The following is a 15,595-nucleotide window of genomic DNA, read 5'->3' as shown; positions in this document are numbered from 1 at the left end:
CGCCGTGAAGCCGGCTGCGGATCAGGATGTCCATGGTCAAGACCAGCGCACTCTTCGCCGTCGCGGGCGCCCTCCTCATGGGGCTCGCGCTCATGACCGAGATCCCCGTCTCCCCCCTCGTGCCGCTCGCGACGCTCACGCTCGCGGTGGTGCTCTACCTGGCGCGGGACGTCTCGACCTTCATCCGCATCCTGATCGCGCTCATCGCCGGCGCGCACGTGCTGCTGACGACGCTCTACGTCGCAGCCGCCTTCGGCGCGATGCCCGAGTTCATGGCGGAGTTCGTGCCCCCGGTCTCGATGCCGGCGGCGGCGGGCGTCTTCGCCGCCGTGGTGGCGGCGGTGGGGCGGCTTCCCGTCATCCGCCAGATCACGATCCTGACGGACCCCTACTTCACCTCCCGCGAGGTCGGCACCGTCCGCATCTGGCCGTTCCCGACGGTGCGCGCGCAGGAGCGCTATATCGGCACCGGCATCCTCGCCATCGTGGTGACGATGCAGTTCGCGCTCGTGGCGATCTCGGTGCGGCTCTCCTACTGGAACCGCGACTGGTTCAACGCGATCCAGGAGCGCAACGAGGCGGAGTTCTGGCGCCTGCTGCTGACCGTGTGGGTGATGTGGGTCGTCATCGCCGTCACCATGGCGATCTACCAATACGCCATCCGCATGACCCTCGACATGCGCTGGCGCGCCTGGCTGACCGAGCACTACACCTCCCGCTGGCTGTCGGAGGCGACGCAGTACCGGATGCAGGTGTTCGGGAATCAGACGGACAACCCCGACCAGCGCATCCAGGAGGACGTGCGCAAGTTCACCTCGCTCACGCTCTCGCTGACGCTCGGCATCCTCGCCCAGGTCTCGACGCTGGTCTCGTTCTCCGTGATCCTGTGGACGATCTCGGCGGACTTCACCTTCCCGGGCACCAGCGTCGAGGTGCCGGGGCTCCTGTTCTGGATCGCGCTCGTGTACGCCGTCGTCGCCACCTGGGTGACGCATCTCATCGGCCGGCCGCTGATCTCGCTAAACTTCCTGCAGGAGAAGTACGAGGCCGACTTCCGCTTCTCGCTGGCGCGCATGCGCGAATACGCCGAGCAGGTCTCGCTGCTGCGCGGCGAGCGGGCGGAGCGCGCCTCGCTGGGGCGCCAGTTCCGGCTGGTGATGGACAACTTCTTCCGTCAGGTCGGCGTGTCGAAGCGGCTCATCGCCTTCACCTCGTTCTACGACTATTCGAACTCCGTCGTGCCCTACGTCATCGCCGCGCCCTTCTATTTCGCAGGCACGATCCAGCTCGGCGTGATGACGCAGACCGCGGGCGCCTTCGCCCGCGTCGAGGGGGCTTTGTCCTTCTTCATCAACGCTTACCAGACGCTCGCCGAGTACAAGGCCGTCGTCGACCGGCTCACCTCCTTCGAGGGCTCCATCGACCGCGCCCGCAACGCGGCGAAGAAGACGGGCGAGGTCGCGCTCCTCGACCACGACGGCGAGGACCTGCGCCTCGACGGCGTCGTCGTGCGCCTGCCCGACGGCACGGCCATCGTGCGGGCGGAGGGGCTCTCCTTCGCGCCGGGCACCTCGGTGCTGCTCGCGGGGCCCTCGGGCACGGGCAAGTCGACGCTGTTTCGCGCGATCTCGGGCATCTGGCCCTTCGGCGAGGGCGCGGTGAAGCGCCCGCGCGGGGCCTCGATCATGCTCCTGCCGCAGCGCCCCTACCTCCCCGGCGGCACCCTGCGCGGCGCCGTCGCCTATCCGGAGGGCGAGGACGTCTACGAGGACGCGACCATCATCGCCGCCCTCGAGGCGGTGCGCCTCGGCCATCTCGCGCCGCTCCTCTCAGAGGACCGCATCTGGGCCCAGACCCTCTCGCTCGGCGAGCAGCAGCGCCTCGCCGCCGCCCGCGCGCTGCTGGCCCGGCCCGACTGGCTCCTGATGGACGAGGCCACCGCCGCCATGGACGAGGCGACGGAGGAGGCGATCTACGGCGTGCTCAAGCGCGAGCTCGACCGCACCACCATCGTCTCCATCGGCCACCGCTCCACCCTCAACGCCTTCCACGAGCGCCGCGTCGACATGGTGATGGGCGAAGGCGGCCTGTACGAGCCGGCGGACGTGCGGGAGAAGGTGGCGGCGGAGTAGGGGGGCTCGGGGGAGGGGCAGCCGCTGGAGCGATCGTTCGCCCCCACCCGTCTCGCTCCGCTCGCCGACCGCCCCGTGGGGCGGTGCCGGGGTGGCGCTCGGCATCGACGTCCATGCGCCGACGTCCCTGAAGCGCACGCCGCCGACATCTCCCCGCAGGGGAGGTGGGCCGCGTAGCGGACCGGAGGGGGCGAGCCGGAGAGGCTCCCCCACCATCCTCCCCGAAGCCCCCACCATCCTCCCCCCTTGCATCCCGCCCCACGCCCCTCTATCCGCGACGGCACCGATCTCATCGCCGCGCCAGAGGCCGATCTCATGCCCGATCTCCTGCTCGAGCTCTTCTCCGAGGAAATCCCCGCGCGCATGCAGCGCAAGGCGGCGGAGGATCTGCGGCGGCTCGTGACCGATGCGCTGGTTGAGCGCGGCTTCCTCTACGAGGGAGCGAAGGGGTTCAGCGGTCCGCGGCGCATCGCGCTTCACGTGGCCGGGCTGCCGGCCAAGGGCCAGGACGTGCGCGAGGAGCGCAAGGGGCCGCGGGTCGGGGCGCCGGAGAAGGCGATCGAGGGCTTCCTCAAGGCGGCCGGGCTCGGCTCCATCGACCAGGCGACGATCGAGAGCGACCCGAAGAAGGGCGACTTCTACGTGGCGCACATCGAGCGCCCCGGGCGCCCGACGCCCGACGTGCTGGCCGAGATCCTGCCCGACATCCTGCGCCGCTTCCCCTGGCCCAAGGCCATGCGCTGGGGCGCGGCCTCCGTAGAGCCGGGCGCGTTCGCCTGGGTGCGCCCGCTGCGCGCCATCGTTTGCACCTTCGGGCCGGAGACCGAGGAGCCCGAGATCGTGCGCTTCACCGTCGGCGACATCGAGAGCGGGGACGTCACCTACGGCCATCGCTTCCATGCGCCCGACCCGATCCGCGTGCGCCGCCTCGACGACTGGGCGGCGAAGCTCGGCGCGGCCAAGGTCGAGGTGGACGCCGACAAGCGCAAGGACGTCATCGCCCACGACGCGCGCGATCTCGCCTTCGCCCGCGGGCTCGCGCTCGTCGAGGACGAGGGGCTGCTGGAGGAGGTCGCCGGCCTCGTGGAATGGCCCGTCGTCATGCTGGGCTCCTTCGAGGAGCGCTTCCTCGAGATCCCGCCCGAGGCGATCCGCGCCACGATCCGCGCCAACCAGAAGTGCTTCGTGCTGCGCGACCGCGAGACGGGGCGGCTCGCCAACGCCTTCGTGCTCGTCGCCAACATCGAGGCGACGGACGGCGGAGCTGCGATCGTGGCCGGCAACGAGCGCGTCGTGCGCGCGCGGCTGTCGGACGCGCGCTTCTTCTTCGAGACGGACAAGGCCGTGCCGCTCGAGGCGCGCCTGCCGAAGCTCGAGACCATCGTCTTCCACGAGAAGCTCGGCACGGTGGCCGAGCGCGTGGGGCGCATCGCGGCGCTCGCCGAGGCGCTGGCGCCCGTCGTCGGCGCCGATCCGGCGCTCGCGGGGCGGGCTGCGCGGCTCTCCAAGGCCGATCTCGTTACCGAGATGGTGGGCGAGTTCCCCGAGCTGCAGGGGCTGATGGGGCGCACCTACGCGAGCCTCCAGGGCGAGGACGCCGCCGTCGCCGCGGCGCTGGAGGAGCATTACAAGCCGCTCGGCCCCTCCGACCGCGTGCCCACCGCGCCGGTCTCCGTGGCGGTGGCGCTCGCCGACAAGCTCGACCTGCTCGCCGGCTTCTGGGCCATCGACGAGAAGCCCACGGGCTCGCGCGACCCGTTCGGGCTTCGGCGGGCGGCGCTGGGCGTGGTGCGGCTGGTGCTGGAGAATAGGCTGCGGCTGGCGCTCGCGCGAGTGCTTCCGCCGCTCGACGCCCCCATCCGCGCCGACCTCCTCGCCTTCTTCGCCGATCGCCTGAAGGTCCATCTCCGCGAGGAGGGCCTGCGGCACGACCTGATCGACGCGGTCTTCGCGCTGCCGGGCCAGGACGACCTCCTGATGATCGTCGAGCGCGTGAAGGCGCTCGACGCCTTCCTCAAGACCGACGACGGCGCGAACTTGCTCGCCGGCTATCGCCGGGCGGCGAACATCCTGCGCATCGAGGAGAAGAAGGACGGCGTCTCCTACGACGCAGCGCCGGACGCCTCCCTCGTCGCGTCGCGTGGCGAGCCGGCGGAGAAGGCGCTCCTCGCGGCGCTCGAGAGCGCCGAGGCCGAGGCGGCGTCAGCCGTGGCGGCGGAGGACTTCGCCGGCGCCATGCGCGCGCTCTCGCGGCTTCGCGCGCCGGTCGATGCGTTCTTCGACGAGGTCACGGTGAACGCGGACGATCCCGCGCTGCGCGCCAACCGCCTGCGGCTCCTCGCCAGCCTGCGCCGCGCGACGCTCGCGGTGGCTGATTTTTCGCAGATACAAGGGTGAAATTGATAACAATAGGGCATGAATTATAACTTACGTATGGTCATAGAAGCGGATCAATAGATAAGAGAATTAACTAAAATCCTCTGGAGGCTGACAAATCCGGCTTTTCCCTAGTCGCGGCGTTTACAATTAAGTCTTATCGTCTCGGTGTCGTGGTTCGACTCCGGGACGGTACTCTTGTCCGCTCAAGGCATCTACAATCCACCCGCCATACCTCCTGTGGATCCGAGGGACCCGCAATCCCTCGACAATGCCAGCCGCGACTTCCTCGACGTCCTCCATGCCGATCGGCGCCTGGCCGTCGCGCGCGATCGTGAGCGCGACCAGAATCGCAAGCGTCGCGTTCCGCAGCCGCAGAGCGAGGAGACGCCGCCCGGCCCCGCCCGCGCGCCAACGCCACCGCAGCCGGCGCACGTCCAGGCCGAGGCGACCGCTCACCTTCCAGCCGAGGCTCGGGCCCGCCCGCGGCTCGACGCTCCCCCGACCACCGGCACCCTGCAGGATACCGTATCGAGCGCCTCGCAGGGTCTGAAGCGGCAGGGACCGTCGCAGCCGGCGGCGACGCGGCTACCCGTGGGCGCGCCCCAGCAGCCGCCGTCGACCGGCATGCCGCGACCCTCCTCCGCGATGCCGCCGCCGTCCGTTCGACCCGGCCAGGCCGACGCCTCTCCGCACGTGACGATCGACCCGCGCGTCCTCGCCGCTCTCGTCGATTCGGGGCCGCCGGAGCCGACCGGACGGCTCGTCGGACCGCCGGACGCGAGCCGCACGGCCGCCGGCGATCGCGCGGCCGCGAGCGAGCCCGCGCTCGTCGGGAACGCGCCCGGAGCCGCTCGCACGTCTGCGCGCAACGCCGCCCCGCCGACGCTCTCGCGCGAGACGCCCGAGGAGGTCCGCGACCGCATCCAGCTCTTCATGGCGACGGGCGTGCTCGACACCTCGCCCTTCCGCTTCGCGCCGATCGAGCCCTTCGCCCCGTCCGATCCTGCGGCCTCGCGCATGGGGACGCTGCGCAGCACCTCGGTCTCGGCCCTCGCGCGCGGCGTCGCGACGCCACCCGTCGCGCCTGGCGCGTTCGCACCGGGCGACGACGGGCCGGGCGCCTACGATTCCCTCGCCGCGAACGACGGGCTGCCCTCGCTCGGGCAGGCGATGTTCCAGGACGTCACGGGAGGCCCGGCTCGGCCTGCGCCCGACCAGCCCGCTCTGCGCCCCGATCTCCGGCTCGCGCCGAAGCCGCAGCCGCAACACGGATCGACCGCGCCGGCTCCCGCGCAGCGCGTCGATCGCTCCCTCGACTTCGACCGGGCACAGGCGCAGGAGCGCGCCCGGATCGATCCGGACGCCGCGCCGGGCCGGCTCGACGTCCCGGGCCTCACCGGCCCGCGCTTCTGAGGCGGCGCCCGCTCGCCCGCCGGGATGGTTCCATCCCCGCGTGGCGGCGTGTCGCGCATTCCACCTTTGCCGACTGCCAATTCGCTTCGGGCGCCCTAGCTGTTTGGCAAAAGCCGTTCAGGGGGCTATGGCTGTCGCGCGTTTCCGCTCAGGCAGCGCGCACAGACGACGAGGTGGACGATGACGAAATGGGTCTACACCTTCGGTGACGGCAAGGCCGAGGGCGAGGCTGCGATGCGCAACCTCCTGGGCGGCAAGGGTGCGAACCTCGCCGAGATGTCCAACCTGGGCCTCCCCGTCCCACCCGGCTTCACCATCACGACCGAGGTGTGCACCTATTTCTACGACCACGACCGCACCTATCCGCCGGAGCTGGAGGACGCGGTGAACGCCGCTCTCGCCGAGGTCGGGGGGATCGCCGGCCGCGCCTTCGGGGACGCGAAGAACCCGCTCCTCGTCTCGGTACGCTCCGGCGCGCGCGCCTCGATGCCGGGCATGATGGACACCGTCCTCAATCTCGGCCTCAACGATGCGACGGTGGACGCGCTGGCGCAGGACGCCGGCGACGACCGCTTCGCCTACGACAGCTACCGGCGCTTCATCACCATGTACTCCAACGTGGTGCTGGGTCTCGAGCACCACGATTTCGAGGACGCGCTCGAGGCCTACAAGGATCGCAAGGGCTACGAGCTCGACACGGACCTCTCCGCCGCGGACTGGAAGTCGCTGATCGAGCGCTTCAAGGCGATCGTGCAGGAGAAGCTCGGCGCGCCCTTCCCGCAGGACCCGAAGGACCAGCTGTGGGGCGCCATCGGCGCCGTGTTCGGCTCCTGGATGAACCCGCGCGCCAACAAGTATCGCGAGCTGCACCAGATCCCGGCCTCCTGGGGCACGGCGGTGAACGTGCAGGCGATGGTGTTCGGCAACATGGGCGACACGTCCGCCACGGGCGTCGCCTTCACCCGCAACCCCTCCACGGGCGACAGCCGCCTCTACGGCGAGTTCCTGGTCAACGCCCAGGGCGAGGACGTGGTGGCCGGCATCCGTACGCCGCAGGACATCACCGAGGCGGCGCGGGTCGAGAGCGGGGCAGACAAGCCGTCCATGGAGACGGTGATGCCGCAGGCCTATGCCGAGCTCGTCGCCATCTGCGGCAAGCTCGAGGGCCATTATCGCGACATGCAGGATCTCGAGTTCACGATCGAGAAGGGCAAGCTCTGGATGCTCCAGACGCGCAACGGCAAGCGCACGGCGCGCGCCGCCCTGAAGATCGCCTGCGACCTCGTGGAGGAGGGCGTCATCTCCGAGCAGGAGGCGGTGGGCCGCGTCGAGCCGCAGGCCCTCGACCAGCTCCTGCATCCCACCATCGATCCGAAGGCGGAGCGCGACCTCCTCGCCAGCGGCCTGCCGGCCTCGCCCGGCGCGGCGTCGGGCGAGATCGTGTTCACGTCGGAAGCCGCCGAGGCCGTCAAGAAGGTGGGGCGCAAGTGCATCCTCGTGCGTGTGGAGACCTCGCCGGAGGACATCCACGGCATGCACGCGGCGGAGGCGATCCTCACCACCCGCGGCGGCATGACCTCGCACGCCGCCGTCGTCGCCCGCGGCATGGGCAAGCCCTGCGTCTCCGGCGCGGGCTCGATCCGAGTGGACGCCAAGGCGAAGACGCTCACGGTCGCCGGGCGCACGCTGGGCGAGGGGGACATCGTCACGGTGGACGGCGGCGCTGGCCAGGTGCTCGTCGGCGCGGTGCCCATGCTCGAGCCGGAGCTGTCGGGCGACTTCGCCAAGCTGATGACCTGGGCCGACCGGGTGCGGCGCCTGCGTGTGCGCGCCAATGCGGAGACGCCGCTCGACGCCCGCACCGCCCGCAATTTCGGCGCCGAGGGCATCGGCCTGTGCCGGACCGAGCACATGTTCTTCGAGGGCGACCGCATCGTCGCCGTGCGCGAGATGATCCTCGCGGACGACGCCGAGGGTCGGCGCGCCGCGCTCGCCAAGCTGCTCCCCATGCAGCGGGCGGACTTCGTCGAGCTGTTCACGATCATGAAGGGCCTGCCCGTCACGATCCGCCTGCTCGACCCGCCGCTCCACGAGTTCCTGCCGCACACGGACGAGGAGCTCGAGGAGGTCGCCCGCTCCATCGGCGCGCCGGCGGAGAAGCTCAAGCGGCGCGCCGCCGAGCTGTCGGAAGCCAACCCCATGCTCGGCTTCCGCGGCGTCCGCCTCGCCGTCGCCTATCCCGAGATCGCCGAGATGCAGGCCCGCGCCATCTTCGAGGCCGCGGTGAAGGCCGCCTCCGACACCGGCTCGCCGGTGACGCCGGAGGTGATGGTGCCCCTCGTGATGACCAAGCCGGAGCTCGATCTCGTCAAGGGCCGCATCGACGCCATGGCCAAGGCCGTGATGACTGAGACGGGCGCGACCTTCGCGTACCAGGTCGGCACGATGATCGAGCTGCCGCGTGCCGCGCTGCGGGCGGGAGAGATCGCGCAGAGCGCGGAATTCTTCTCCTTCGGCACGAACGATCTCACGCAGACGACGCTCGGCATCTCGCGCGACGATGCGGCCTCCTTCTTGGGGCCCTACGTGCAGAAGGGGCTCATCGAGTTCGACCCCTTCGTCACGCTCGACCAGGAGGGCGTGGGCGAGCTCGTCGCGATGGCCGCCGAGCGGGGGCGCGCGACGCGCCCCGACATCAAGCTCGGCATCTGCGGCGAGCACGGCGGCGACCCGGCCTCGATCCGTTTCTGCGAAGGGCTGGGGCTCGACTACGTCTCCTGCTCGCCCTACCGCGTGCCCATCGCCCGCCTCGCGGCGGCCCAGGCGGCGCTGGCCGGCGAGGCGCGCTCGCTCGCGTGAGGCTGATCGCCGATGACATGAAAGGCCTCGCACGCGCGGCGTGCGGGGTCTTTCTCATTCGTGGAAGTGATCGTAGACCGCCTTCGCGGTCGCGGCGTTGACGCCGGGCGTCTTCATCAGGTCCTCGAGCGCGGCGCGCTGGATGGCCTTCACCGTTCCGAAATGGTGGAGCAGCGCGCGCTTGCGGGCGGGGCCGATGCCGGCGATCTCGTCGAGCGGGTTCTGCGTCATGGCCCGCTTGCGCTTGGCGCGATGCGTGCCGATGGCGAAGCGGTGGGCCTCGTCGCGCAGGCGCTGGATGAAGTAGAGCGCCGGGTCGCGCGGGGGCAGCTTGAAGGGGCTCTTGCCTTCGCAGAAGAAGGTCTCGCGCCCCGCGTCGCGGTCGCGGCCCTTGGCGATCCCGACCAACGCGACGTCGGTGACGCCGATCTCGGCCAGCGCCTTGCGCGCAGCGGCCACCTGGCCGGCGCCGCCGTCGATGAGGACGAGGTCGGGCCAGGCGGGGAACTCGTCGTCGCTCGCCGCGGCGGTCTCGAGCTCCTCCTCCTCGCCGCCGATCTCGTCGTCCGGCGCTTCGTCCGCGCCCGCGGCGAGCAGCGCCTCGTCGATCTCGCGCGCGGCCTCCGGCTCGTCCTCGGCGGCGGCGTCGCGTGCCTTCGTGAGCCGGTCGGGATGCTCCTTCACCAGCCGGGCGAAGCGGCGGCCGAGCACCTCCTTCATCATGCCGAAATCGTCGCCGGGGGTGAGGTCCTGCGACTTGATGTTGAATGTCCGGTAGTGCTGCTTCATGAAGCCGCCGACGCCGGCGACGATCATGCCGCCCACCGCGTTCGTGCCCATGATGTGGGAGTTGTCGTAGACCTCGACGCGCCGCGGCGCCTCCTTCAGGCCGAAGGCCTGGGCGAGCGCGCCGAGCAGCTTGGCCTGCGAGGAGCGTTCGGCGAGGCGCCGGCCGAGCGCCTCCTTGGCGTTGCGCGAGGCGGCCTCGACCATCGAGCGGCGCTCGCCGCGCTTGGGTGCATGCACCTCCACCTTGTGGCCGGCGCGCGCGGTGAGCGCCTTCTGGACCAGCTCGCGCTCGTCGATGTCGTGGGACAGCAGGAGGAGGCGTGGCGGCGGCTTGTCGGCGTAGAACAGCGAGACGAAGGAGGAGAGCACCTCCTCCGGCGCCAGGCCCTTCTCCGCCTTCGGGAAATAGGCGCGGTTGCCCCAGTTCTGCCAGTTGCGGAAGAAGAACACCTCGACGCAATAGGCGCCGGCCTGCTCGTCGATGGCGACGACGTCGGCCTCCTCCACCGATTGCGTGTTGATGCCCTGCGACCCCTGGATGGCCGAGAGCGCGGCGATGCGGTCGCGGTAGCGCGCCGCGCGCTCGAACTCGAGCGCTTCCGCCGCCGCCTGCATGTCGTGAGCGAGGCGCTCCTTCACCGCCGTGGAGCGCCCGGCCAGGAAGGCTTGCGCTTCCTCGGCGAGGGCGGCGTAGCCCTCCTTCGAGATCTCGCCCGTGCACGGCCCGGAGCAGCGCTTGATCTGGTGGAGCAGGCAGGGGCGCGAGCGGTTGTCGTAATAGCTGTCCGTGCAGGTGCGCAGCAGGAAGGCGCGCTGGAGCGCGGTCATCGTGCGGTTCACCGCCCAGACCGAGGCGAAGGGGCCGAAATAGGCGCCCTTGCGGTTGCGCGCCCCGCGATGCTTGACGAGCTGCGGCGCGCGGTCGGCATCCTGCGTGACGAGGATGTAGGGTAGGGACTTGTCGTCCCGCAGGAGCACGTTGTAGCGCGGCTTGAGCTGCTTGATGAGGTTCGTCTCGAGCAGCAGCGCCTCGGTCTCGGTCTGCGTCGTGACGAACTCCATCGCCGCCGTGTCGACGATCATGCGGGCGATGCGGTTCGAATGCGCGTAGCCGCGGGCGTAGGAACCCACGCGCGACTTCAGGTTCTTCGCCTTGCCGACGTAGAGCACCTCGCCGGAAGCATCGATCATGCGGTAGACGCCCGGCGCGTTGGGCAGCGTCTCCCAGAAGCGCCGGATCACGGACATGCCGGCGGCCAGCTCGGCGGGCGCCTCGAAGTCGAAGGCCGCGCGCGTGCCTTCCGCGTCCTCGGCCTCCGGGGGGAGGGGCGCGTCGGGGCTCGGCGTCGCGGCTGAATCGGTCTCGTCGATCATCGCCGCAGATGTATGCGAGCCGAGGCGAGGGGGGAAGGGTGCGGATGCCGCGGGTGTTCAATGACAAACAGCCCAGGGTTGACATCCGCCCGCGGCGACCCTCTCATGTCGAGCGCCCCCGTTCCCCCGCCGCGCGGCGTGGGTCGCGCGGCGCGCCTTCTTGCCCGCGGGCATCCTTCCCGATATGACCGCTCGCGACGCATGCGCGCGCCCGCACGATCGCGCCCAAGACGAAGGCTCCCCCGGATGAAGCTCCTCGCCGGCAATTCCAACCGCCCGCTCGCCGAGGCGATCGCCGCCTATCTCGACGTCCCGCTGGCCCGCTGCTCGGTCAAGCGCTTCGCGGACATGGAGATCTTCGTCGAGCTGCAGGAGAACGTCCGCGGCGAGGACGTCTTCATCGTGCAGTCGACGTCCTTCCCGGCGAACGACCACCTGATGGAGCTGCTCATCCTGATCGACGCCTGCCGCCGCTCCTCGGCGCGGCGCATCACGGCGGTGATCCCGTATTTCGGCTACGCCCGGCAGGACCGCCGCACCGCGGGCCGCACGCCGATCTCGGCGAAGCTCGTGTCGAACCTCATCACCGAATCCGGCGCCGACCGCGTCCTGACGCTCGATCTGCATGCGGGCCAGATCCAAGGCTTCTTCGACATCCCCACCGACAACCTCTTCGCCGCACCGGTGCTCGCGCGCGACATCAAGGAGCGCATGCCGGAGGGCGAGCGCATGGTGGTCTCGCCGGACGTCGGCGGCGTGGTGCGCGCCCGTGCGCTGTCCAAGCGCCTCGAGACGACGCTCGCCATCGTCGACAAGCGCCGCGACCGGCCGGGCGAGAGCGAGGTGATGAACATCATCGGCGAGGTGCGCGGGCGCTCGTGCATCCTCATCGACGACATCGTCGATTCCGGCGGCACGCTCTGCAACGCCGCGGAGGCGCTCCTCGCCAACGGCGCCAACGAGGTCTCCGCCTACATCACCCACGGCGTGCTCTCCGGCGGCGCGGTCTCGCGCATCGCGAATTCCAAGCTCAAGGAGCTGGTGATCACCGATTCGATCCAGCCGACGGAAGCGGTGAAGGTCGCCCGCAACATCCGCGTGGTCTCCATCGCGCCGCTGCTCGGCGAGGCGATCTCGCGCACGGCGACGGAGAGCTCCGTGTCGAGCCTGTTCGATTGATCTGGAGGGAACGCCGATGCCGGACGTGAAGGTCGCCCTCGTCACCGCCGGTGGATCCGGCATGGGAGCGGACGCCGCCAAGCGCTTGGCGGCAGAGGGGTTTCGCGTCGGCGTGCTCTCCTTGTCCGGCAAGGGCGAGGCGCTCGGCGCGGCTCTGGGCGGCTTCGGCGTAACGGGCTCGAACCTCGAGACCGCCGATCTGCAGCGCCTCGTCGACGGCGCCATGGAGCGCTACGGGCGCGTGGACGTGCTCGTCAACTCCGCCGCGCACGGGCCCAAGGGCGACCTCCTCGATATCCCCGACGAGGATTGGCACGCCGGCATGGAGGTCTACCTCCTCAACGTCGTGCGGCCCGTGCGCCTGATCACGCCGATCATGCAGGCGCAGAAGAGCGGCGCGATCGTCAACGTCTCGAGCTTCGCCGCCGTCGAGCCCGACCCGGTCTTCCCGACCTCGGCCGTCTTCCGTGCGGCGCTCTCGGCCTGGACGAAGCTCTACGCCGACCGCTATGCGCCCGACGGTATCCGCATGAACAACGTCCTGCCCGGCTTCATCGACAGCCTGCCGGAGAAGGAGGACCGCCGCGCGCGCATCCCCATGGGGCGTTACGGCCGCGCGGCGGAGGTCTCCTCGCTGATCTCCTGGCTCGCCTCGGAGGAGGGCGCCTACATGACGGGCCAGAACCTGCGGATCGACGGCGGGCTGACGCGCTCGTTCTGAGCCGCGCCTGCCGCACCCGCTCAGAACTTCTCCGCCCGCACCACCTCCACGCTCTCGAGCCAGACGATGCCGGAATGGCGCTGGAAGCTCTCGCGCGCCAGCGCCTCGGCGATGCGCTCGGCGGCGGGGCGATCGAGGATGACGGCTTCGAGCTTCACGATGGAGAACTCGCGCACCAGCGAGGCCCCGTCCACGGGGTGAATGCCGTGCGCGCCCTTCCCGCCGCCGGGGAAGATCGAGTAGCCGCTCACGCGCTCGGCCTCGAGGACGCGCTCGATCTGCGGCAGCAGGAAGCGCTCGGCGACGATGGAGATCTTGGTGGCCGGTGTCGTCATGGGCTGATGACCTCTCAAGCGGGGAAGACGGTCTCGGCGAGCGCGAGCCAGAGCGGGATGGAGAGCAGCGCCACGGGCGTGCCGATGCCGGTGGAGGAGCCAACGTATGCGGAGGGGTTGGCGGTGGGGATCGCCGCACGCAGGGTCGGCGGGCCGGAGATGTCGGAGCTCGACGCCGCCATGACCGCCAGCAGCACCGCGCCGCCGGGGGAGAACCCGGTGAGGACGTGGGCGACGTAGCCGGCGCCGAAGCCCAGCAGCCCGTGGACGAGCGGGGCCGCCACCGCGTAGGCGGCGTAGACGTGGGCCACGCGCCGCAATTCGGCGAGGCGGCTGTAGGCTTCCATGCCCATGACCAGCATCAGGATCGACAGGAGGCCGCGGAAGAGCGGATCGTAGAAGCTCTCGTAGACCGATTCCGGCCGGGCGAGGAGGCCGAGCGCGAGGCCGAGCAGGAGCGCCGAGAGCGCGGCGCCACGCAGGCTGTCGACGATGATCGGCCACAGCGCCACACGCCCCTCCGTGCCCTCCTTGCGCTTGCGGTGGAGCTGCGCCAGCACGATCGCGGTGATCAGCGCGGGGATGTCCATGAAGGGATAGAGAGCCGGCACCCAGCCCTCGAAGGCGACGCTCTCGGCGTCGAGCATCACCATGCCGGCGGCCAGCGTCGAGGCGGAGACCGCGCCGAAGAGGCCCGCCGTCGCGACGCCGTCCTCGACGCGCACGCCCGGCAGCTTGCCCAGCGTGAACCGGCCGAGCAGCACGATACCGGCGCCGAGCACCATGGCGAGGATCGCCGGCACGATGAGCTCGGCCAAGTCCGCCTCTCGGATCTCGATGCCCGCGCCGAGCCCGATGCGCAGCAGGAGGAGGGCGACGACGAAGCGGTAGATCGCGTCGGGGATCTCGAAACGGCTGCCCAGAGCCGCGAGCACCATGCCGCCGATGAGGAAGGCGAGGGTGGGCTTCTGGAGCTGGGCGCCGAAGGTGGCCAGGAAATCGAGGATCATGGGCTCGAGGCTCGCGGATGAGTTGCGCGTCGCCTCGGGAATAGCCGCCTATCCGCGATCTGGAAAATTCATTGTTCTGCTCGTTTCGTTCGATTTTTTGGAACGATCTATCCGCGCGCGGTCACCGTCGTGCGGCTCGCATCAGCGCTTCTGCGCGCCGCGAGGATGCGGAAGGCCTCGAACCCGGCGGCCATGATCGCCACGGCGCCGAAGGCGACGGGGAAGGCGACGAGGACGCCGAAGAACTCCGCGAGCGTGCCCACCGTGAACGAGGCGAGCTGGCCGCCGATGGTGAGGCTCACGATCATCACCGCGGAGGAAGCGGCGGCGCGGGCGGGGTCCGTGTCCATGGCGAGCCCGAGGAAGACGGGGAGCATGGCGCCGACGCCGAGCCCGAGCGCGAGGTTCGCGACGAGGAGCGGCACGCCGCCGGGCGCCGTCAGCATGGCGGCGTGACCCGCGAGCGCGAGCGCGAGGAGCCCGCGCACCACGATCGCGCTGCGCATCCGATCGCCCAGCGCGATCGCGGCGATGCGCGCCGCCACCATGCCCGCCGTGAAGGTGGAGAGCGCGATGCGGGCGAAGGCGTCGTCCGCGCCGGCCTCTAGCGCGAAGGTGACGAACCAGACGTGCTGCGCCCATTCCGTCGCGCCGAGCCCGAAGGCGCCGGCCGCGAGCGCCGCGAGGAGGGCCTTGTCCGCCGGCTTCGCCGCCGCCGCTTTCGTCGCCTCGGCGCCGGGCGTGTCCTGCGCGTCGGCGTCGGACGCAGCGCTCTCGGCCGCGGCCGCGCGCCCGCCGAAGGCGAAAGCGAGCGCGCAGACGAGGAAGGCCGCGCCGATGAGCCCGAAGGAGACGCGCCAGGACGCCTCGCTCGCCACGAGCCCGACGACGAGGAGCGGCGCCACGATGTTGCCGCCGCTGAAGACGAGGTCCAGCACGCCGAGCGCGGACGTCCGCCGCGCCGGGAAGAGCGTGCCGAACAGTGTGTGGGAGGCGGTGAACACCGCCCCCCCGAACAGCCCCAGCGCCGTGTAGAGCGCACCGAAGACGAGGAACGTCGGCGCCTGCGTCTGCGCCAGCGCCGCGATCCCCGTCGCCGTCGACAGGACGAGGAGCAGCCGATGCGCGGCCGCGAGCCGCAGGAGCCGCTCCGCCGCCGCGGAGCCCGTGGCGAAGCCGAAGGACCAGACGACGAAGATCAGCCCCGCCTCGAAGGACGAGAGCGCCAGATCCGCGGTGACCTCCGGCAGGATCGACCCGACGAGCACGCCGAGCACGCCCCAGACGAAGAAGGACAGCGCGACGGCCGCGGCCAGGGGGATGGGGCTGGGGGCGGATGACGGGGAGGATGCGGTCATAAGCTGCACAATCGCTCCTTGAATCGATTCATGCCTTCGGCCGATC

At 70.7% G+C, this 15,595-nt stretch carries 10 protein-coding genes; 6 read left to right on the top strand and 4 right to left on the bottom strand.

Translation table 11 applies throughout. The features are described from left to right. Positions 1-32: 32 nt before the first annotated feature. From IEX89_RS02525 to ppdK, 4 genes are all read left to right on the top strand, one after another. The gene (locus tag IEX89_RS02525; protein WP_188909235.1) at positions 33-2,132 is read left to right on the top strand and encodes an ABC transporter ATP-binding protein/permease; all 2,100 of its coding nucleotides are present in this window, start codon (positions 33-35) and stop codon (positions 2,130-2,132) included. 315 nt (positions 2,133-2,447) lie between these two features. Continuing rightward, complete coding sequence (gene glyS, locus IEX89_RS02520) at positions 2,448-4,529, top strand: glycine--tRNA ligase subunit beta (protein ID WP_188909233.1); 2,082 nt, start codon at positions 2,448-2,450, stop codon at positions 4,527-4,529. Between the two features lie 675 nt (positions 4,530-5,204). Continuing rightward, on the top strand, positions 5,205-5,924 hold the full coding sequence (locus tag IEX89_RS02515) for a hypothetical protein (protein ID WP_188909226.1): 720 nt from the start codon (positions 5,205-5,207) through the stop codon (positions 5,922-5,924). Between the two features lie 180 nt (positions 5,925-6,104). Then, on the top strand, positions 6,105-8,783 hold the full coding sequence (gene ppdK, locus IEX89_RS02510) for a pyruvate, phosphate dikinase (protein ID WP_188909224.1): 2,679 nt from the start codon (positions 6,105-6,107) through the stop codon (positions 8,781-8,783). 54 nt (positions 8,784-8,837) lie between these two features. On the opposite strand, the gene uvrC is transcribed toward ppdK, so the two are convergent. After that, positions 8,838-10,946, bottom strand: a complete 2,109-nt coding sequence (gene uvrC / locus IEX89_RS02505) for an excinuclease ABC subunit UvrC (RefSeq protein ID WP_188909222.1) — start codon at positions 10,944-10,946, stop codon at positions 8,838-8,840. A 246-nt stretch (positions 10,947-11,192) separates the two neighbouring features. Here uvrC and IEX89_RS02500 point away from each other — a divergent pair, with 246 nt between their 5' ends. Together IEX89_RS02500 and IEX89_RS02495 are read left to right on the top strand one after the other, a co-directional pair. Beyond that, a complete protein-coding gene (locus tag IEX89_RS02500) occupies positions 11,193-12,125 on the top strand; it encodes a ribose-phosphate pyrophosphokinase (protein WP_188909220.1) in 933 nt (310 codons plus the stop codon). 16 nt (positions 12,126-12,141) lie between these two features. After that, the gene (locus IEX89_RS02495) at positions 12,142-12,846 is read left to right on the top strand and encodes an SDR family oxidoreductase (RefSeq protein WP_188909218.1); all 705 of its coding nucleotides are present in this window, start codon (positions 12,142-12,144) and stop codon (positions 12,844-12,846) included. Between the two features lie 20 nt (positions 12,847-12,866). Here IEX89_RS02495 and IEX89_RS02490 read toward each other — a convergent pair whose 3' ends face one another. The 3 genes from IEX89_RS02490 to IEX89_RS02480 form a co-directional block, all read right to left on the bottom strand. Further along, positions 12,867-13,181, bottom strand: a complete 315-nt coding sequence (locus tag IEX89_RS02490; protein WP_188909216.1) for a P-II family nitrogen regulator — start codon at positions 13,179-13,181, stop codon at positions 12,867-12,869. A 14-nt stretch (positions 13,182-13,195) separates the two neighbouring features. Next, positions 13,196-14,191 carry a sodium-dependent bicarbonate transport family permease gene (locus IEX89_RS02485; protein WP_188909214.1) on the bottom strand — a complete coding sequence of 332 codons (996 nt, stop codon included), beginning with the start codon at positions 14,189-14,191 and terminating at the stop codon, positions 13,196-13,198. 107 nt (positions 14,192-14,298) lie between these two features. Continuing rightward, positions 14,299-15,549 (bottom strand): MFS transporter, encoded by a 1,251-nt coding sequence (locus IEX89_RS02480; RefSeq protein ID WP_188909212.1) that lies wholly within the window; start codon positions 15,547-15,549, stop codon positions 14,299-14,301. Positions 15,550-15,595 lie beyond the last annotated feature (46 nt).

The organism is Salinarimonas ramus, assembly GCF_014645695.1.
Classification (GTDB): domain Bacteria; phylum Pseudomonadota; class Alphaproteobacteria; order Rhizobiales; family Beijerinckiaceae; genus Salinarimonas; species Salinarimonas ramus.
Note: the sequence above shows the minus strand (reverse complement) of the source record. Positions and strands in the feature narration are given on the sequence as shown.